The sequence below is a fragment of the Psychrobacter sp. SCQQ22 genome, assembly GCF_015864605.1.
Taxonomy (GTDB): domain Bacteria; phylum Pseudomonadota; class Gammaproteobacteria; order Pseudomonadales; family Moraxellaceae; genus Psychrobacter; species Psychrobacter fozii.
Map to the genome: position 1 here is coordinate 294,342 of NZ_JADYWZ010000004.1, position 20,338 is coordinate 314,679.

14 protein-coding genes and 1 pseudogene are annotated in these 20,338 nt (G+C 43.7%); 10 read left to right on the forward strand and 5 right to left on the reverse strand.

From position 1 onward, the window contains the following. The first annotated feature begins 7 nt into the window (after window positions 1–7). The 4 genes from I6E84_RS07690 to I6E84_RS07705 all read left to right on the forward strand — a co-directional run bounded on the left by I6E84_RS07690 (window position 8) and on the right by I6E84_RS07705 (window position 3,480). Window positions 8–784 carry an aldolase gene (locus I6E84_RS07690; protein WP_110923468.1) on the forward strand — a complete coding sequence of 259 codons (777 nt, stop codon included), beginning with the start codon at window positions 8–10 and terminating at the stop codon, window positions 782–784. A gap of 10 nt (window positions 785–794) precedes the next feature. Beyond that, window positions 795–1,652: a dihydrodipicolinate synthase family protein gene (locus I6E84_RS07695; protein WP_197217267.1), complete on the forward strand. Its 858-nt coding sequence runs from the start codon at window positions 795–797 to the stop codon at window positions 1,650–1,652. Window positions 1,653–1,842: 190 nt separating this feature from the next. Then, window positions 1,843–2,535, forward strand: coding sequence for a glutamine amidotransferase (locus tag I6E84_RS07700; protein WP_197217268.1), 693 nt, complete (start codon window positions 1,843–1,845; stop codon window positions 2,533–2,535). A 303-nt stretch (window positions 2,536–2,838) separates the two neighbouring features. Further along, window positions 2,839–3,480 (forward strand): hypothetical protein, encoded by a 642-nt coding sequence (locus tag I6E84_RS07705; protein ID WP_110923471.1) that lies wholly within the window; start codon window positions 2,839–2,841, stop codon window positions 3,478–3,480. Window positions 3,481–3,638: 158 nt separating this feature from the next. Here I6E84_RS07705 and rhuM read toward each other — a convergent pair whose 3' ends face one another. The 4 genes from rhuM to I6E84_RS07725 form a co-directional block, all read right to left on the reverse strand. Beyond that, on the reverse strand, window positions 3,639–4,631 hold the full coding sequence (rhuM, locus tag I6E84_RS07710) for a RhuM family protein (RefSeq protein ID WP_197217269.1): 993 nt from the start codon (window positions 4,629–4,631) through the stop codon (window positions 3,639–3,641). A gap of 68 nt (window positions 4,632–4,699) precedes the next feature. After that, complete coding sequence (locus tag I6E84_RS07715) at window positions 4,700–5,443, reverse strand: zinc-dependent peptidase (protein ID WP_197217270.1); 744 nt, start codon at window positions 5,441–5,443, stop codon at window positions 4,700–4,702. A 174-nt stretch (window positions 5,444–5,617) separates the two neighbouring features. After that, a complete protein-coding gene (locus tag I6E84_RS07720; protein WP_197217271.1) occupies window positions 5,618–7,672 on the reverse strand; it encodes an autotransporter domain-containing protein in 2,055 nt (684 codons plus the stop codon). A 224-nt stretch (window positions 7,673–7,896) separates the two neighbouring features. Then, window positions 7,897–8,481: a TetR/AcrR family transcriptional regulator gene (locus I6E84_RS07725; protein ID WP_197217272.1), complete on the reverse strand. Its 585-nt coding sequence runs from the start codon at window positions 8,479–8,481 to the stop codon at window positions 7,897–7,899. Window positions 8,482–8,598: 117 nt separating this feature from the next. On the opposite strand from I6E84_RS07725, the gene I6E84_RS07730 reads away from it, so the two are divergent. Further along, on the forward strand, window positions 8,599–10,038 hold the full coding sequence (locus I6E84_RS07730; protein WP_197217273.1) for an NAD(P)-binding protein: 1,440 nt from the start codon (window positions 8,599–8,601) through the stop codon (window positions 10,036–10,038). A 51-nt stretch (window positions 10,039–10,089) separates the two neighbouring features. Continuing rightward, window positions 10,090–11,172: a DUF2855 family protein gene (locus I6E84_RS07735; RefSeq protein ID WP_197217274.1), complete on the forward strand. Its 1,083-nt coding sequence runs from the start codon at window positions 10,090–10,092 to the stop codon at window positions 11,170–11,172. 308 nt (window positions 11,173–11,480) lie between these two features. Here I6E84_RS07735 and I6E84_RS07740 read toward each other — a convergent pair whose 3' ends face one another. Continuing rightward, window positions 11,481–11,954 carry a GDSL-type esterase/lipase family protein gene (locus I6E84_RS07740; protein WP_227681342.1) on the reverse strand — a complete coding sequence of 158 codons (474 nt, stop codon included), beginning with the start codon at window positions 11,952–11,954 and terminating at the stop codon, window positions 11,481–11,483. Between the two features lie 230 nt (window positions 11,955–12,184). Between I6E84_RS07740 and I6E84_RS07745 the strand changes: the two are divergent. The 4 genes and pseudogenes from I6E84_RS07745 to I6E84_RS07760 form a co-directional block, all read left to right on the forward strand. Next, a pseudogene (locus I6E84_RS07745) lies at window positions 12,185–13,759 on the forward strand (circularly permuted type 2 ATP-grasp protein); the annotation flags it as partial. Window positions 13,760–14,716: 957 nt separating this feature from the next. Then, entirely contained in the window at window positions 14,717–15,502 is a 786-nt protein-coding gene (locus I6E84_RS07750) for a transglutaminase family protein (protein ID WP_110923479.1), read from the forward strand. Window positions 15,503–15,538: 36 nt separating this feature from the next. Continuing rightward, complete coding sequence (locus I6E84_RS07755; RefSeq protein ID WP_110923480.1) at window positions 15,539–16,282, forward strand: peptidase; 744 nt, start codon at window positions 15,539–15,541, stop codon at window positions 16,280–16,282. A 631-nt stretch (window positions 16,283–16,913) separates the two neighbouring features. Then, the gene (locus I6E84_RS07760; protein WP_197217278.1) at window positions 16,914–20,321 is read left to right on the forward strand and encodes a BRCT domain-containing protein; all 3,408 of its coding nucleotides are present in this window, start codon (window positions 16,914–16,916) and stop codon (window positions 20,319–20,321) included. Window positions 20,322–20,338 lie beyond the last annotated feature (17 nt).

The window sequence follows — 20,338 nt, forward strand, 5'->3', positions numbered from 1 at the left end:
GATATACATGACGACAATGAATATGACTAAAGACACACTCATGAAAAAAGCCCAGCACGATATGGAAACGCTTATCCAAGACATTGGTTTGACCGATCGTCAAAAGCTAGCAGCGACATGCCGTATTTTGTTTGATAAAGGTCATGATGCAGGATTGGCAGGACAAATCACTTGCCGTTCTGAGGCTCAGGGGACGTTTTTGACTCAGCGCTTTGGACTAGGGTTTGATGAGATCAGTGCTGATAATCTGATAGAAGTAGATCAAGACCTCAAGCCTTTAGATGGACAGGGTATGGCCAATCCTGCCAACCGTTTTCACACATGGATATATAAAGAACATCCAAAAGTGAACTGTATTATCCATACACATCCTACTTATATCGCTGCACTGTCCATGTTGAAAGTGCCGTTAATCATCTCTCACATGGATACGAGCGCGCTATATAACGATTGCTCTTTTGTCGCTGAGTGGCCAGGGGTGCCTGTGGGAAATGAAGAAGGGCAGCTCATATCGAATGCGCTGGGCAACAATCGTGCCGTGTTTCTTGCTCATCATGGACAACTGGTCGCTGGCGAAACGATAGAAGAGGCTTGCAACCTAGCAATACTCATTGAGCGGGCCGCTAAGTTACAACTACTGGCAATGGCCAGTGGCCAGATTCAACCAATATCTCCTGAGTTGGCACAAGAAGCGCACGATTGGGTTTCTACAGACAGAAGAAACAAAGTGAACTTCGCCTATTATGTAAGACAAGCACTCAAAAACCATACTGACTTTATGTAAGGATTAACCAATGAATTTAACAGGCATTATAGGTTATACGATAACCCCGTTTACAGAAAATAATAACGTCGATTTTAAGCAACTCGAAACAGTGATTGACACGTTACTTGATGCAAAAGTCGATGCAATCGCGGCTTTGGGAAGTGCAGGGGAAGCCGCTTATTTGAGTGAAGACGAGTGGGAGAGTGTGGCCAGTCATACTGTCAGCTATGTCGCAGGCAAAGTACCCGTGGTGGTTGGTATCGCTGAACTGACGACTGCACAAGCCGTGAAGCGTGCTAAATATGCTCACAAAATTGGCGCTGACGTCGTCATGTTGTCTCCTTTCTCTTATTATAAATTGAATGAAGATGAGATGTTTTTACACTATAAAAGTGTGTCAGATGCCACACCGCTTCCTATCATGATATACAACAACCCAGCGACTTGCGGTGTGGATATGTCTCCTCAGTTTATGCTAAAAATGGTAGATGGCATCGAAAATGCGCGCTGGATTAAAGAAAGCATCGGTGACATACAGCGCATGCATAAGATTTATAAATTATCAAAGGGGAGCGTGCCTTTCTTTAACGGCTGTAACCATATGGCTTTAGAGGCACTCAATGCAGGCGCAGTAGGCTGGTGTACTATCGCTCCGTGCCTGATTGGCGATCAACCAAAGCAATTGTTTGACGCGATCAAAAACAGCAATAACGAAAAAGCTAGAGAACTGTTTTATCAACAGTACGAGTTTTTAGAGTTTATTGTCCGATCAGGTTTGGCTGCTGCAGTGAAGGCTGGCATGTCTGCACAAGGTATCCAAGTCGGTCATCCTAGAAAGCCTTTGCTGCCTCTAACGCCCTTGAAGCAAGAAAAGCTGAAAAGCTGAAAAGCATGCTAATCGATTTAGGCTGTTTTTCTTAGGTTATTTACCGTTTAGGGTTCAGATGGGAGATATGCCCTAGTACTCGAAAAATCAGATCTTTTGTGTCAGTTATTTATGCTTTAACAGTCCGTAAATTTTGATGCATTAGGTCTGCTTATTCGAACTCACTCAATCATTTGACAAAGGATTGAACATGAAAAATGTCTTGGCTATTAGACATGTGCATTTTGAAGACCTTGGCGTGTTTGAGGAAGTACTCATAAACTCAAACTTCCACATCGAATATATCGATGCTGCTACTGTCGATTTCGATACGATAGACCCTCTATCTGCAGATTTATTGGTGGTTCTTGGTGCGCCAATTGGTGCTTTCGATGAGGATATTTACCCATTCCTCAAGTTAGAATTGGCATTTATTGACAAGCGCTTAAAAGCAAACAAGCCTTTATTGGGTATTTGTTTAGGCGCACAGCTCATTGCTCGATTACTGGGCGCTAACGTCGCCTCTATGGGTCGCAAAGAGATTGGGTTTGGTGCTATGCAAACTCATCACTCAACTGGCAATCCTCTTATAGGGCTGTCAGACATTCCTGTATTGCACTGGCATGGCGATCAGTTTGAGATTCCTCAAGGCTGTCGCTCTTTGGCAGCAACGGATATCTGCCCAAATCAAGCTTTTGCACGTGGGAATAATATATTGGCGCTACAGTTTCATATAGAAGCACGGCCAGATAATATTGAACAATGGCTCGTCGGCCATGCTCACGAGTTGAATAGCACGAATATCGATATTAAACAGATTCGCTATGAGGCTAAAAAATATGGAGTGGCGATCACTTCAGCAGCACAAAAAATATTTTTGAATTGGCTTAACGCCACTGAGTAGGTTGATGAAAAGATTGGTTAACAAGTTGGTTGAGCGGTTGTGATTGTGATGATGTAATACGGTATATTTTTTATCACGACCATACAACACAACGCCATGCAATATTTTTTAGTGAATGATTCATCAATCTAATGCTCAATAGAGTATATTTAACATAATATACATTATGCGAAAACAAACCAACGGTTTGAAGTGGTTTTGAATAAATATTCTGAACAGCATTAAAATTCTCTTTACTAACTTGTTCCAGTATTTTTATGCTAACGTCTAATCATACTTGATCACGTATTTAAGGAAATTTTTATGACAAGAGCCTCTTTTTCAAAACTGTCGACTATTGGGATTTTAACGCCAGTATTATTTATCACTGGTTGCCAATCTTTGGCGACAACATCTGATATTCATAACAGCGGTCATTCATCTGAAAGTCACGCTACACTGGAAAACAACCAACAGATGCTGATACAGCAAGCCACAAATATTCAGCAAGCATTAGCAAATCAAAACTATGCTGCTATCATTGATGATATTCATCCCACACGTGGCGTTCGCTTTTCCATGTATGCTTATGTGCGTCCAGAGACTGACAAAGTCTTTAGTCGTGAACAATATGCGCAATATCTACAGCAGTCCAAAATTCGCTTCACTTGGGGCGAAAAAGACGGCACTGGCGATCTATTAATCACGCCACTAACAACATATTTAGATGCTTGGGTTGCAGCCAACAAGTTTAATAGCGTTACGCCTAGCAGCAATGACAAGTCTCATGGCAATATGATTAATAACATAGACAACATATATCAAAAATCAGATGTTGTAGAGTTCTATCATAAAGGTACAGAAAAATACGCTGGAATGGACTGGCGCGCTCTACGCCTAGTATTTGATGAATATCAAGGAAAACGTTATCTGGTGGCGATTATTAATGACCAATGGACGGTTTAGAGTTTATAGAAACGATTGACTGACCACTTTTGTAAGGCGCGTTTAAAATGGCAGCCTACGCCATCTGATTATAAATACCATATATTCAAATATTAATATATATTTTGCAACTTATGTTACTTTGTTTTTGGTATAGTTTTTAATGACAAGCTTTTTTACTAGCCCTCTAACGACAGCATATTCATAATCAATTTAATCAAAGTCTCTTTTTGATTGGGGTCAGATTCAGCGACCAATAAGGTTAATGCCGCAAGCCCAGTATTATTGATGACCATGTCGCCTTTATCATTCAGCAGTCGGTGATTACGGTGTAAAAAATCCACGAATAGAAACGCACCGCTGCGTTTATTACCATCAGTAAAAGGATGGTTTTTTACCATAAAATATAGTAGATGTGCCGCTTTACTCTCGATAGTCGGATACGCAGGCTCACCAAAGACCGTTTGCTCTAAGTTACCCAATACACTATCTAAACCGTCACCGCGAGGCTTGGCAAATAATTCAGTCGCCTCACCCCTATCTATCAGCTGATATTTCAAATCAGTCAGTGCTGCCATAGCCCCAGTCGTACTTGGTAAGATACCTCCATCTTGTCCTGTAGGATTATCCAGTAAACCTTCATCATAGCGCTGCAACCATAAAAATGTCTGCGTATAGCGGCTTATAATCTCAACCAGTCCGCGTCCTTCGTCGGTTTTAAGCTCGGGGCTTTGTGCGGTTTTTTTGATTAGTTTTAGCGCTTGTTGCAATTCAATAGAGTTTTTATCGAAGCGCTGTTGATTGAGCGTATAGCCTTGTACCAAGTATTCACGTAAGCGCTGCGTTGCCCAACGCCTAAATTGCACACCCTGAGGAGATTTTATGCGATAACCGACTGAGATAACCACATCTAGGTCATAAAAAGTCACCGGACGGTCTGAATTTGCAATATGCATTTTTTGCATATTGCTTTTTTCATCGATTTCTTCATCTCTTATGGCATTGGCGATATGACGAGAAACCACTGATTGGTCACGACCAAATAATTCGGTCATTTGTGCTTGTGACAACCAGACGGTTTCTTGCTCAAAACGTACATCTACTTGCGCCTTTCCATCAGCACTTTCATAGATTTCTACTTTTGCCATATCGTCATTTATAGCGTTACTCATCTCAGCTTCCCCAATTCCAATATGCTGTTTTGAATACAGTTTACTGTCACAACCTCTATAAATATCACTCATAACGGCGTCTGACGAAAGAATTTCACCATAATCTCATAAATATCAGGATAAGCATCTATCAGTTTTTGCGGTGTTTCAAAAAACACTTCACTCAAAACTGCAAAAAACTCAGCAGGATTCGTCGCTCCATAACGATCTAGACCTGACTTACGATGTATCTGAAAGTCCTCAAAATCGCGGCTCATAATCTGTGTCCAGTTTGCAGGATCCATATCAGGCTGCATCGGTGGAAAGCCATTGGCACGGCCATTCATCATATCGAGTTTATGGACAAACTCATGAATGACAACGTTGTGTCCATCACGCTCACCTGAATGTTTGGCATCTTTCCATGAGAGAATGACAGGTCCTCGCAGCCATGCTTCCCCGCTACGGTGCTGAGTGCCTTCGTGGACGATACCAAACTCATCTACCGTGGTGCTATCGCTCTTGTACGAGCCAGGATAAATGATGATGGATGACCAGCCAGCATACCAATCGAGACTTAGGTTTAATATTGGCAGGCACGCTTGCAACGCAATAGACTGTCTGACAGCATTGGTAATCTCGAATCCTTGCGCACCAGTAAATGATTTATCAGCCAAAAACAATGTCGCGAGCTCAAATAAATGTATCATCTCGTCAACACTTAATCTGTCGAGTATCACAATACGTTTAGCAGCCTGCATCCAATCAGCATGGCTAAACTCGCTATTATCTAGTATGCGCTGCTCGCGCCAGTCTCTTATGATGCCAAACATACATGCCACCCCTATTCTTTTAATATTTCGCACACATTGGTATTACTGAATCTGAGTATTATATCGGTAATCAGCAATATGCCTTTATAAGTAATATATTGACATGTATGAGTAAAAAACGCTGCTCATACATGAATTATTGAGCAGCGCAGACTTACATTCACACATCAAGATTTAAAATTGATATTGCAAGCCTAGTTGTACTGAGCTGTCTTTATCGTCACGTGCAAAGGTGGTATCACCATTCAGATACGCATAAACGTTTTTATGAACCTTGTTACTCACACTCAACTCAAAACGTCCATAATCGTCATCTTTATCTGTTTGGGTGATGCTAACCTCTCTTGTTTGACCATCAGCTAAAGACGTTGTCGATAAACCATCTATTAAACCATCTTCGAAAACATGCACGTAAGCGATTTTTCCTTGAAGTTTGGCAGGCGTACCCATCAAGTCAAAACCATACTGCAACTGATAACCAAGCTCTGAATCCCATGCCTCGCTAGAAGTGCTATCAACCTTTAGCGCAGTGCGAGAATCAGCATTGCCACTGGTATAACCATCTATGTCTGTATCACTGTAGTTCAGACCCAAAAATGCACCATGCGCGACGTTTTTCTTGATAAGAAAATTATAGCCAAGCTCATTGTATGCGCTCAACACATCAGCATCCGCATCACTGCGTTCGCTATTGTTGATGATGTTTATGCCGTCATTACCATCCAGTTTTACAGTTCTGTTAACGTCTAAGTCATGTTTAGATAAGCTCAGGGATGTGGTGTTCCACCAAGCCGTGTCTTTTCCGCCCAATAAAGAATATGCCTGAACACCGTAACTCGTATCTTTTTTAATACCGTTTTCGACGGTGTTATTGTTTTGATTGGCCGCTTGCACACCTGCGCCAACACGCCAGCTTGGCTGTACCATATATTCGCCATATAGACCAATATTGGCGCGAGTGCCCTCTTGTACCTCATTAGCATCCACGTAGCTTTGGGAGCCATCTACCCAAACCTGAGTACGCGAATCTGAATCAAAAGGCTCCGCATCATCGAGAGTATGTAACGCCAAAGCATTGGCTCGCTCAAGCACCGCTGAGTGCGAGTCGGTAGCATTGTCCTGTAAAGCTAAGCCCATCGTATTTTGAAGATTGAGCGCACTTTTGGTTGATGCAATGATATCAGCATTGGTTTGCTCCACAATCAACCTGCTGATGATACGAGAGTAGTCACGCATTCTTTGCGCTATGCGTTCTTCACCAAAGGCCGCAGTAAGCACTTCTTCGTTATCTAATGCAGGGTTATGCCACGTATAGCCGCCTGGAATATCTGGGTTTTCAGTTTGTGTGTAACCATCATAATCAGGCCCAAGGCCCCAGTTAGTAGCCTCAAATCCGACGACCTCCATGACACTATCAAAAGACTCCTGATCGCTACAGCATCCAACGCCATAAGGCTCGTATGGCGCTGTCTCACCTGGTGCAATAATGGCTGGATTGACTTCTAGTGTAATACCAAGCTCTTTAGCAATACGCAGTGCGTTTTCACGCAAACTCACATTGGCAGCCACTTCATTGCCGTCACTGTCATAAGCGTTTCGCCCTGCATTGGCGTACATTTTGTCGCCTGTAATCAGACTGTCTAGGTTAATCATGCCCAACGCTGTTGATTTTTCTGCGTCCGTTAGCTGATCAACAAACGCCTTTGAACCATTGAGACCGCCCTCCTCTGCACCAAATGCCACAAACTGGATATCATACTCTGTCTCAATGCCTGTCAGGTTTCTGGTCAACTCAGTTAAGACGCCAGACCCAGAAGCATTATCATCCAGTGCCTCTAAATTTGCATAGTTTGGATAGGCGACGGCAGAATCATAATGTGCACCGACAAATAGCGTTCTGTTGCTGTCAGCACTGCCTTTTTGAGTCACGACAACGTTATTACTCGTTAACGTTTGACTTCTGAATAAACCACGAGGCGCTAAAAAATCAAAAGTTTGACGATTGACTTGGTTGTTACTGCTATCGATTGTCATACGCTGCTGCATATAATCAGCAGCTTGGACTTCTTTATCTGAACCTGTATAACGACCAGCATAGTCACGGGCAAGCGTCAGCGCCGTTTCTGTACCATAATCACCGTACTTGGCTTCTGCAAATACTTGCGAGCCTGTAAGCAGTGTCAGCGCCGCAACCACTGAAATCTTAAGCGATGATAAGTTAGTATCCAAACTGCTTCTCCTTGGTTAAAGAACTGCAATCAATACTAAAAAATAACCTAAAGCAATGCAGTTTACAAGATAAAAGACTTATGTTTGTTAATTAACTTTTTAAGCAGAATGGTGGCTCATCGAAACGCTATCTACATAGCTATAATCAATACTTACGGATCGCTGTTTGATATTGATTTTCACCTCCATACTGCTGATTTATCGGCTCGTTTAGGAGTGCTTTACTAATGCTTAGCTTTAGTTATACCAATGGCATCCAACTGTACTTCTACCACTCGTAGCGCCATTGATTTCCAGTCCAAATTTATATCATCGGTAAACACCATGTGGTGACTGATACTCACGTACCCATGTACGATGGCCCAAATATCTAGCGCTATTTGTCTGCGCTCCTCAATAGTAGCACCATCTGGTAGATACGAACCCGCCACCCGTACCAGTTTCGAAAACGCACTGTCTCTAGCAGCAATGGCTTCTTCAGAGGGCTGATATCCTGCATCAGATTCCCCAAAAATTAGCCGATAGTGTGCCTCGTGGTGCTCGCCCACATTGAGATAACCCAAGCACGCTTCTAATACTTGCTCTTTACATGCTTTGCCCTCTGGAATCACATCCATGGCTTCACGGACTAAGTTAAATCCTTCTATGTACAGCGCGTCTAGTATGCCCTGCTTGCCTTGAAAGTGGCTATATATACCGATAGTGGATAGACCTGCGCGTTTAGAGATACCACGCACGCTTAAGGCATCCCCGCCTCCTTCTAAGAAAAGCGCTGATGCAGCATTTAATATTTTGGTTCTGGCATCCATTAGATTCTCACTAGGTCTTGACAATTATAACAGTGTTATTTTAGTATATAACACTGTTATGTACAAACAGTTATATAAGATTTATATGGATAAATTCAACTTAAGAGTAAGGATGCTATGAATACTCAACACCTAGAAACAGATTATCTAATCATTGGTAGTGGCGCGGTGGGTATGGCTTTTGCCGACGTGCTACTTACAGAGACAGATGCTAATATTATTATCGTCGATAAGCATCATAAGCCAGGTGGTCATTGGAACGATGCCTATTCGTTTGTCACACTGCATCAGCCTTCGTCTTTTTATGGTGTTAGCTCACGTGAGCTTTGCGGCGGTATGATTGATAAAATTGGTTTAAACAAAGGCTTGTCCGAGCTGGCATCAGGCGCAGAAGTCATGGCATACTTTGATAAAGTCATGAAGCATACATTTTTACCAAGTGGCCGTGTGACATACTTCCCGATGTGTGAGTATCAAGGCGATGGTAAGTTTTCATCGTTACTGTCTGATACCCGCTATGAGGTCAAGGTCAATAAAAAAATCATTGATGGTACTTATTTCAAAACTTCAGTACCAGCAACCCATACCCCAAACTTCGAGATTGCTGAAGGTGTTAATTTTGGTCCATTAAATGACTTGCCGAGTCTAACCAAACCTCGTGATGGTTACGTCATTATAGGTGGTGGTAAAACAGGTATTGATGCAGTTTTATGGCTACTAGAGAATCAAATTGATCCAGACCACATTACATGGATTATGCCAAGAGACGCTTGGCTGATCGATCGTCAGAACACCCAGCCTTCTCGTGATTTTTTTGTGAACACTATAGGGGCGCAGGCTACTCAAGCAGAAGCGATTGCTGAAGCTGAAAACATCGAAGACCTTTTTAATCGTTTAGAAAAAGGCGGCGTATTGATGCGTATTGATCCAAATGTACGCCCGCAAATGTTCCATGGTGCCACCATTAGCAGTGAAGAGCTTAAGCAGTTACGCCGTGTTAAAAACATTGTGCGTAAAGGTCGTGTGACCCGTTTAGATACTGACAAGATTTATTTTGGTGATGACAGTATTGCTACTACCATCAATACCATGCACATCGACTGCTCAGCACGTGCAGTACCAGTGACAGAGACGTATGATGTATTCCAAGGTAATACTGTGGTGGTACAAACCGTACGTACCTATCAACCTGTATTTAGTGCGGCGTTCATCGCCCATATTGAAGCCAATTATGATGATGAAACTGTCAAAAATGAGTTGTGCCAAGTGGTCCCGATCCCAAATCATGATACAGACTTTCTGGTTGGGCTCGTTAAACAAATGAAAAACCAGATGCGTTGGTCAAAAGAGCCTGCGCTACGTGAATGGATGATTAACAATCGCTTAGACGGATTCACCAAATTGATACGAGCTAGCGAAGATACACCACCTGAAGAGCTTGCCATCCTTAAGCGTTTAAAAGAAGCAGGACCAAAAGCCGCTGCAAACATGCCCAAACTCATGGGTGAAATCATGCAAATAACGGCAGCACGTCAAGCCACCACCGCTAATACCTAAAAAGTAACTATTTAATAATAACTATCAAGAACAACTGTCAAGGAAGCGACTATGCAAGAATTTCAGACCAACAAGACAAACCTAACCCAAGCTCGCCTACAAGAGACGCCTATACACACTCTCGGTGATGGCGAAGTACGCGTCAAAGTTGATCGCTTTGCTTTTACCGCCAACAATATTACTTATGCAGTCATGGGTGACCAATTACGCTATTGGCAGTTTTTCCCGCCAAATGGCGATGAACCCGAAAAATGGGGCATTATTCCAGTCTGGGGCTTTGCCGATGTTGTTGAGTCCAATAGTGATGCGCTGCCCGTCGGTGAACGACTATTTGGCTATTTTCCGCCTGCCAGCGAATTAATTATTACCCCTAAGCGAGTCACCCAAACCAACTTGCTCGATGGTAGTGCCCATCGTGCCGAGCTGCCGCCTGGCTACAATATGTATCAGCGCGTTAACCACGAGCCGGGTTATGACCGTGCCAATGACAATCAGCGCATGCTATTGTTCGTATTGCACTTAACCTCATTCTGCTTGCATGATTTATTAAAGCGCAATGACTGGTTTGGTGCAGAGCAAGTGGTGATTATCAGTGCCTCTAGTAAGACAAGTACCGGCCTAGCATATGGCCTCACTGATGATAAGGACGCACCGCACGTTATCGGCCTCACCTCAAACCGTCATATAGATTTTGTTAATTCCATCGATGCTTATGACAGTGTGCTGAGCTATGACACGCTTGAGCAGATTGATGCGACCAAACCGACAGTCATCGTAGATATGTCAGCCAATACCGATGTACTTAGCCGTCTACATAGACACTTAGGCGATAACATGCGCTACACCAGCAATGTCGGTATCACGCATTGGGACGAACCACGTCATGTAGACGGTATCATTCAAGAACGTAGCCAGCAGTTTTTTGCGCCCAGCCATGTACAGCAATGCATGAAAGAATGGGGCCCTGAAGAATTTAATAAACGCTCTATGCGCTACGTCATGAACAGCACCGCAAAAACCAATGCATGGCTAAAAATTCAAGAGCTTGACGGGGTTAATGGCTTACTGGAGGTTTATGAAGACATTTGCGAGGGCAAAATAGCCGCTGATGAAGGTCTGATCGTGGTTATGTGATACATGCTCACCATCGTTAATATCAGCTGAATCAAGATATTAGTAATAAATAAAAAAGAGAGTTCAAAAGAGCTCTATTTTTTATTTTCGTAGTGTAGTAGGGTTTTAAACCAGATACCTGTTCTACTTATCCTTTCATGGCTCTAACGTGCCAAGCCTTGCTCTGTTAAGTACTCATGTAATCCTTCGGCGAACTGTCTGTAGCCTGCCGCATTGGCATGTATTTTATCAGATTTCAGCGCATCATCTGATAGCACAGTCGACCAACCATCAGAATATAGCGGTATGCCTTCAGCCTCCGCAATAGCTTAATACAGTGGATTATCACTGGCTTTTCCAAACAAGGCGCTGGTACTGAGATGCGGTTCAGCAATCAGGACAACATTAATATTTTTAGATTGCAAAGTATCAATAGTCGCGATGATATTAGCCCGCGTCGTATCAGGTGCAATGCGCTGCAATACGTCATTGCCGCCCACACCCAATAATACCAAATCAGGACTTTGCTCAGTGATCTCATTCACTCGAGTCAGTACATCTGCAGAAGTGTCACCTTTGACACCCGCATTGATAACCCTCCATTTGCTTAGCTCTGCCAGTACCGTAGGGTATGCTGTTTCAGTATTTGCTCCATAGCCATAGGTCAGCGAATCACCAAGTGCAATCACCGTACTGCCTGCAGGTAAAGCCGTTTGCATTGGTTCACTATCACAGCCTGTCATGCCAATAGCTGCAGCAAGTCCTATGCTTGCCAGCGCTAAAAATCTACCACCTAGACTCATATCTGTTCCACTCCTATATTGTCAATAATTGAGCTAAATTTGTTTGAATAAATAGGTCAAACTTACTTAAAATCTATTATTTAACTTTTGTTGTATATCAATCAGTATACGTTGTATAGTTAATAAAGGAGATAGATTACCTGTTCAGCGCAATACCATTGCTACGCGGCTTAGCATAGACAGTGTATTCATCATAAAGTATAACTTTACCAAGAATACGTGAGGTTTTTATGAATAAAACAGCATCTCAAAGTCAGTCTACCGATAACACCCAAAACAAAGAAAGCTCTGAAAATAAAACCCAGAGTCAATCCATAAAAACATCCAATACCAAAAATCCTACTTCAAAAACAGTAAAAGACACTTTAGAAAAATCTGAGAAAAAAGCACAAAATAAAGCACAAAGCTTCGATGAACTACAGATAAGCAAAGGTCAGTATCGCCCAGTGGCAAAGGCTGTTGGCAACTGGCTTGATAACATCAACATGGATGCCCTCAACTACCTCAACGAACAAGCCGAAAATATCTTTTATCGTAAAGGCGTTACCTTTACCGTCTATAGCGATGCCAAAAACATCGAGCGAATGATACCGTTTGACATTATCCCCCGTATTATCGCTGCCAGTGAGTGGCGACAGATAGAAGCTGGTTGTAAGCAGCGCATCACCGCCCTCAATGCATTCTTGCACGATATCTATCATGACCAAGCGATTATGAAGGCCGACATCGTGCCTGCCAGCTATGTCTATGCCAGCGGCTGCTATGAGCCTTGGATGATGGGTATTGAACTGGACAAACCAATCTACTCACACATCAGTGGTATCGATCTGATCCGTGATGAGTCTGGTAAGTTCTGTGTATTAGAGGATAATTTGCGTACCCCGTCTGGCGTCTCCTATATGCTTGAGAGCCGTAAAATATCAGAGACACTCTTATCTGATATGTTTTCTGACACCCCTATTATGGGCATCAGCGATTACCCCAATCGTCTCAAAGCCTGTCTTGCCAGCTCGACGTCCAAATACGATCCACAAATCGTCATCTTGACGCCTGGTCGCTTCAATAGTGCCTACTATGAACATGCTTTTTTAGCACACGAGATGAATGTACCCTTAGTGCATGGTTATGATTTGGTGGTTGAGGACAGCAAAGTCTACATGCAAGGTATTCGTGGCAAGGTACAAGTCGATGTGATCTACCGACGCATTGATGACCCTTATATCGATCCACTAGCCTTTCAATCTGACTCGATATTGGGTGTCTCAGGGCTGATGAGCGCCTATCGTGCTGGTAATGTCGTCATTGTGAATGCGCCAGGCACAGGTGTGGCTGATGATAAGAGCTTATATCCCTTTGTACCAGATATGATCAAATTCTATTTAAATGAAGAGCCTATTTTACCCAATATAGAAACCTATCAATGCCGTAAGCCTGATGAGCTCAAATACGTGCTTGATAATTTAGACAAGCTGGTTGTAAAAGAAACCCAAGGTTCAGGTGGTTACGGCATGCTCATTGGTCCAACCTCTACTACAAAGGAAATTGAAGAGTATCGCCTGCGTCTACTTGAAAATCCAGCTGGTTTCATTGCCCAGCCGACTATCTCACTATCTACCAATCCTACTGCTGTCAGCGATGGCATTGCGCCGCGCCACATTGATTTGCGTCCCTTTATCCTAAGTCACGGCGATGGCTCGGTAGATATTGTGCCAGGTGGTTTGACTCGTGTGGCCATGGTTGAGGGCTCCTTAGTCGTCAATTCATCTCAAGGGGGCGGTATTAAGGACACGTGGGTCGTCGATGACAGTCACTTGCAATCTTCGACTAAAAAACCAAACTGCAATGGTCAAGCTGGCAAATGCTCGCCTTTATCATCAGAGACCAATACCTCAGATCACGCCAACTACTATGATCGTGTACAGCCTCTAGAAGCGGGCTATGAGATGCTAGATGACGCACCCATGATTCTGCTACTCTCCACTGCCAGTTATCTAATATGGCTGGGCCGATACAGTGAGCGCCTGTATTACTATGATGATGTCATGAAAAAACTGGTCAAAGACGATCTCAAAAAATCACAGCTGAAGCACTTAATCGGCCATTTAGGTTTTGACGCGGATGCGGATGAATCGTTTAAGACCATGAAAGCGCAGATGCTGTCTGATTTGGAACGAAATATCATACCGAACATCGTTCAATCGATAGATGACAATGTACAGGAGGCAAAAGGCGTCATTGGTAAAGATACTGCTGAGTTATATAATTTGATTAAGCGGCTTTCAAGTGCTGGTACTTATCGTGCTGCGACCTTACAGCTACATGCATGTAACGCCGCTATGAAACAAGAGCACCCGACAGTGACTTGTTTCTGGCAATTAGGGCGTCATTTTGAGCAGCTTGAGCGAGCTGTGCTACTGGAAGAGGACTCAATAGAAGTCAGTCTTGAATTTAAGTACTGGATCAATGAGCTACCAGAGAACACGCGCTGGCGTGAGCTGACACGTCTGGCCAATCAGATGATTAGATCGAAGAAATTTAGTGATTTTGAGCTGATTAGCAAAGAGTTTAATATCATTTTGCGTCAAGGTGTCTAGCCGAAAAATGATGACAAGCGCTAATGATACAGTCAATTCGATAGGGTTTGAAAGCAAGGAAGGCACGTAAAGGCACGAACAATAGCAAACTAAGCGAGCCTGACACTGTATTCGATTTATATGGGATTGACCATACATATGAAATAAACAGAAAAATAGGAAGCTATCATGAAACTTCAAATCAGCCATCAAACCAATTACTACTACGGCGAGCTTGCACAGCGCAGTGTCCAGTATATACGCATGACTCCCATGCAGATGCCGCATCAAATTATTCATGAATGGGAGGTAATGCTCCCTAAAGTGGCGACCAATCAAAAGGATGGCTTTGGTAATGACTGGCTCACGCTAAGCCGTAATGAGGCGCATAATAATTTGCAAATGCAAGCGTCAGGTATCGTGGAGATTGATACAGAGACCCAACGTTTAGAGGATATGGCTCATGTCCCCTATCTGCTGTTTACCGTACAAACGCCATTGACCAAATGTTCACAAGAGATGCGTGAGTTTGCAGCGCCTTATCTAAAGAAACCCACGCATGACAGCCTAAAGGCGATGGCCAATGCCCTCATCATGAAAATGCCATTCGTAAAGGACGTGACCCATGTAGGTACGACAGCTGCTGAGTCTTTTGCGACGAGCGCTGGCGTGTGCCAAGATCATACTCATGTGTTTTTAGGCTGCTTACGTGATCAGCATATTCCAGCCCGCTATGTATCAGGCTATCTGTATGACGATACCGAAAACCACATGGCTAGTCATGCGTGGGCAGAAGTATGGTTAGATGGCTACTGGTATACCTTTGATATATCAAATCAGCTGTTTCAACCAAGCTCTCACGTCTACGTCGCTATTGGTAGAGACTACTTAGATACTGCCCCTGTACGCGGTGTACGTATGGGCGGCGGCTATGAGAATCTTTACAGTCAGGTACTGGTCACGCGTCTATCATAGCCTGATACCTTTTATGTTCACCACCAAGGATGTTTTATGACTTATTGTGCTGCCATTCGCCTAAAAGATGGTATGGTTTTCGCTAGTGACACTCGCACCAATGCAGGTGTCGATCATATCTCAACGTTTAGAAAGCTGTATCAGTATGGTATTGAGGGAGAACGCGTGATGGTGCTACAAACTGCTGGTAGTCTGGCCACATCGCAAGCGGTATTTACCAAGTTGCAGCATGATATTGACCAACGTTATGAAAGCAATCTCAATACTGTACTCACACTGTTTGATGCCGCACAAATGGTGGGTGAATGCATGCGTAATGTCATGAACCATGCCAAAACGGTGGCTAATGATGATAACGGTAGTCAATTTACCAGCTCATTTATGTTGGGTGGACAAATAAAAGGCCAGCCGCCCGAGTTATATATGATTTATCCCGAGGGCAATTGTATTAGGGCCACCAAAGACACGCCTTTTTTTCAACTGGGTGAAAGTAAATATGGCAAGCCAATTCTGGATCGGTCAGTCACATACGACACCGATATTCAGCATGCTGCGCGTGCATTAATGCTGTCATTTGATTCCACCATTCACTCCAACCTATCAGTAGGCATGCCGATAGATTTTGTCATTTATAAAAGTGACAGTTTAGAGACACCTGAAGGTCGTCGTATTGATGAGAATGATGAGTATTTCAATACCATTCGTCGGCAGTGGTCAAAGGCGCTACGCAATATATTGGTTGAGCTACCTGAGTATCCTGATAATTATTGGAATAAATAGCTCAGTATAAGAACACGCCATTTATATATCTTTTGCACTAAAAAAGCCCTTTGTCTAATGCAAAGGGCTTTTTTATTATCAACTAATAATCAGGCAATAAAAAACCGGAGTAACGCTGAATAAACAGCCCTACTCCGGTTTTGCCTTAAAGGCCTTGAATGCCATCATAATGATGTCGCACTCAATTGTTGTGTAATCTACCTCATGACCTGGTACATGGAAGACTCACTGGACTGCACCTAGATAAAGGCCCTAGTGCATTAGCTCAATCACGATTGCGTGATTGCGCCAGCGAGCTAATGACACTAGGGCCTTTATCTAGGTATTAGCAGGACTGAAACAGTCTTCCTTGGGTAAAATGTAATGGCTTGACTCGTGGACGACGCAACGTCGCCCCTCACCGTAAACGGTGAAACGCTAAATCTCACAACCCGTTAAGTGTGCCTCATAACAGTTAGTACTGTCAATACATAATTGACCACTTTCTTTGCTTGCGACAGTAGGTGTCGCAAGCTATTTATTTTGTGACAAAAGTCCTTGATGTTTTTTGTAAAACGCGGTTACATAGTAATCAAAATTTTACCGAAACATTCATTGTAAGCTGACAAAATAAAAATTAAGGCAAATTTCTATGAGTCTGTCCTTCGCACAAATTCAGCAAGCTTGGCACGCTCAAGACCCAAGCTTGGTTGATAAGTTATGTTTATTAGCAACACAAGTTGATGATGTTCCTGAGTCGCCCATCCCCGAGCACGAACTGACATTTGAGCGATTTTTGGACAAAATTTTAAGTCATCAGTTTCGGGAGCAAAACCCCAAAGTACAGTTTGTAGAGCGTGTGGCAATGATTGCCAAGCTTGAGGCAGACGAAGGCGTTTACCCTCTCCCTGATCGTTACAAAATCCATTTAATATTGACCGCACTTTGGGAAGATAGCAGCGCGTATTCTAGAACCATCTTAAAACAAGCCATTACAGCTTTGCCGGTCAGCTATGGTGTGTGGAAAGGATTGAAGCGCATTTATAAGCAAGCTGAATTTTCTCAAGATTATGAGATATTTGGACAAATTGCCGCCAAGATTGATTTACAACGCTTCAATCAAACCGCTGATTCTACGGTCAGCCTAGCTACCAAAACCTATATGAGCCTCAGAGCATGGCGTTATCTGCGGCAGTTGGGTCAGCAAATGCCAATTGGCTATATTGATGCTGCCGTCTCTGTACTCGCCAGCTATGACGAAACCATGACGGCTGGCAGCCCTGAACAAACGAGCAGCTGGGTGCTCAATCACATCTGCTTCCACAACAGCCTTGATTATGGCGTCAATCGATTCAGCAGTCGCTCACCTCGCAAGCTCTTTGATGCAAAAGGTCGTGCGTTTTCTGAAGCGTGGCAACGAGACCCTGAACCGCTTATCCAGCTATTGGCTATCGCCAAAAACGAGGCTGTCAGACAGTTTGCAACCGATAGCCTAAAGCACGACTTTAAGACCCAATTACGTGATGTGAGTGGTGAGACGCTACAATATTTATCTGCCGGACAAGCGCACAGCAAAGCGCGTGACGAGATGATTGTTTGGTTATTAGAAAATTCACCGCATTTTGAAAAGTCTAAATTTCAAACATTGGGCTTGCATCAAGTGGTGCTACAACTACTCCATTCACACTATCCTGCCGCTTATCAGTATGCGATTGGCTATGCCAAAAGCTACGCTCAGAACTTATCACTCACTGAGCTGATGCTACTGGCAATGTCAGATTATGAGCCTATTAGAAGCTTTGCCATCAACAATATCTTGAGTCGTGATCCTGTTTCTGATATCGGTGTCAACGGTTGGGGTCAGCTGTTAGACACAGAGCATCACTATCAAACCGCGAGCAAACAACTTAGCAAACACTTTACAAGGCGCGATTTAACCCCTGAGTGGTTTTTTGAACGATTGACTAGCGGTAGAACACACAGCGTAAAATTTGCCATAAAAAAACTGCCTGAGCTTTATAGCGCCAAAGAGCTAGGGACTGAATACTTTATTCGCGTTGCCCAGCAGCTAGATATACCAGAGCAACAGGACTTCTCTGCTCATAATGGCAGTTACTACAATAATAATGACTGTAATGACAGCGACTGCATGGACTTTGCGTTGGACCAGCTCAGACGTTTGGATTTGAGCCAAGTAAATGCGGCAGTATGGCAAACACTATTGTTACACCCATTATCGCAAGCGACTATTACCGATTGGTTTGATGAAGATGTACTGTCAGCAGCGACGCTTGATATGAGCTATTGGCATGCACTTGCCTATGAGCCTGATTGGCAAGTGAGTGAATATATTGAACAATTAAAATCTGCTGACACCCCTATTAAAAACTGGCAAAAGCATTTGGCCTTTGATGAATATCTAGCAGAAAACGTGAGGGATTGGCTGTCTGATGTGCGTCGGTTTGCGCCGATAGATTTAGGTTTTGACTGGTTAATGCAGTTAGCCCATAGCGAACAGGCGGTATACCGCGAATTTGCGATTGAACGCATTAACAAAGGATTCTTGCCTGCCGACTTTATCGCATATCTTGACAGTAATGAAGGCGCCTCTACTGACAACGCTTCCAGTAATGGCACTGACAATAAAGACTCGAGTAGCGACGCTGCTACTGAAGTAGATTTAACCGGCCAACGCTATTTATTCACAGGCAAGATGCAAAGCATGACTCGTGGCGAGGCCGAAAAAGTTGTGAAAGCGGCTAATGGTGCCATCAGTGGTGCTGTCAACGGCAAGTTAGATTACTTGGTCATCGGTGATGATGGTTCACCGTTATACGGTAATGGCCGTAAAGGTAGCAAGCAAGTTAAAGCCGAAAGCTTAATCGCCGATGGTGCGCCGCTAAAGATTATTTCCGAAACCGCATTTTTGCAGATGCTAAGCGGTCAATCGAGAGAGGTGTCTGAAGACGATACTTTTGCAGGTGCCAACGCCCTGTGGCATATGGCAACAGATGACGCTACTGCACCCATCAGTGAGCTTGCGATCAGCTACCTCAGTCATCATCATGAACAGATCTGTATGGCACTGACAGACAGACCAGTCGATCCCGATGCGATTATCCCTTCTTCGTTCTTTGATGCGGAACGTGTCATTCCTTTATTGCAACACCGTAATAGCCAGCTGCGAGAATTTGGCTTATTACTGAGTGAGTATGAAATGGCGACGTGGCAACCAACGCCAGCCCTATGGCTGATGATGGCAGAATCTCCCTATACGGATATCACTCAACTGCTAAAGCGTGCACTATTGGACAAGCCATCCGTTGCCAATCGACGTTACCACGTTCAGTCAGCACAATTGAATGCTGGCATGCTGAATGCGTTGATTGAAAGCAAAGCGCGAGTCGCTCGCCAAATCGGCATCACCTTGCTGCAGCGTCACGCCAACTTCCAAGATGTGCAGTCTCTATATCGATTGACCCAAAGCACAGACCGCGAAGTACGCTATGCCGCCGTGACCATGCTATGGAAACACTATAAGGCGCGTCACGTGTCTCCAAACTGGCAACCAAACACTACCGATAAAGATGCTGTACGAGACAAAGACAGCCGCGCACAACCAGTCATAACAGAGCAGTCAGATAAACGTTTGGCAAGCTTGCCTGCAGAGGTTGATCAATTATTAATGTTGCTACGCCGTGGTCTTTTTGAGCTACCGCCTGGCCGTCTAGGCGGTTCGCAAGAGCCAAGTGCTAGTGACAGCAGTAAGCAAAAACATCAACGCTATTCAGATAAAACCTCATCAGAGCAAACTGAGTCAGATAGCAATATCACGCTAAAACCTATATCTGCGAGTCGTGCCAAACTGGCATTGATTGAGACCTTTCGTGATGTGGCATTGGCTGACAGCACCTTTGCGGCGCTCATTATGCCCACACTGTTCACCTTTACGCACTCGGCAGGCAAGATGGAGCGTCATGCGTGTTTGGTTGCTGTCACACGGTTATTGCATCGCTATCCTGAGCTATCTAAAAATCTGCAGCCAGTGGCATCTGCTTGATGGCTTTTGCAAACAGA

Coding starts and splice junctions, on each gene's coding strand:
- I6E84_RS07700 (WP_197217268.1), top strand. CDS start 1,843: ATGAAAAATGTCTTGGCTATTAGACATGTGCATTTTGAAGACCTTGGC.
- I6E84_RS07760 (WP_197217278.1), top strand. CDS start 16,914: ATGAGTCTGTCCTTCGCACAAATTCAGCAAGCTTGGCACGCTCAAGAC.
- I6E84_RS07725 (WP_197217272.1), bottom strand. CDS start 8,481: ATGGATGCCAGAACCAAAATATTAAATGCTGCATCAGCGCTTTTCTTA.
- I6E84_RS07740 (WP_227681342.1), bottom strand. CDS start 11,954: ATGAGTCTAGGTGGTAGATTTTTAGCGCTGGCAAGCATAGGACTTGCT.
- I6E84_RS07750 (WP_110923479.1), top strand. CDS start 14,717: ATGAAACTTCAAATCAGCCATCAAACCAATTACTACTACGGCGAGCTT.
- rhuM (WP_197217269.1), bottom strand. CDS start 4,631: ATGAGTAACGCTATAAATGACGATATGGCAAAAGTAGAAATCTATGAA.
- I6E84_RS07735 (WP_197217274.1), top strand. CDS start 10,090: ATGCAAGAATTTCAGACCAACAAGACAAACCTAACCCAAGCTCGCCTA.
- I6E84_RS07705 (WP_110923471.1), top strand. CDS start 2,839: ATGACAAGAGCCTCTTTTTCAAAACTGTCGACTATTGGGATTTTAACG.
- I6E84_RS07730 (WP_197217273.1), top strand. CDS start 8,599: ATGAATACTCAACACCTAGAAACAGATTATCTAATCATTGGTAGTGGC.
- I6E84_RS07695 (WP_197217267.1), top strand. CDS start 795: ATGAATTTAACAGGCATTATAGGTTATACGATAACCCCGTTTACAGAA.
- I6E84_RS07715 (WP_197217270.1), bottom strand. CDS start 5,443: ATGTTTGGCATCATAAGAGACTGGCGCGAGCAGCGCATACTAGATAAT.
- I6E84_RS07690 (WP_110923468.1), top strand. CDS start 8: ATGACGACAATGAATATGACTAAAGACACACTCATGAAAAAAGCCCAG.
- I6E84_RS07755 (WP_110923480.1), top strand. CDS start 15,539: ATGACTTATTGTGCTGCCATTCGCCTAAAAGATGGTATGGTTTTCGCT.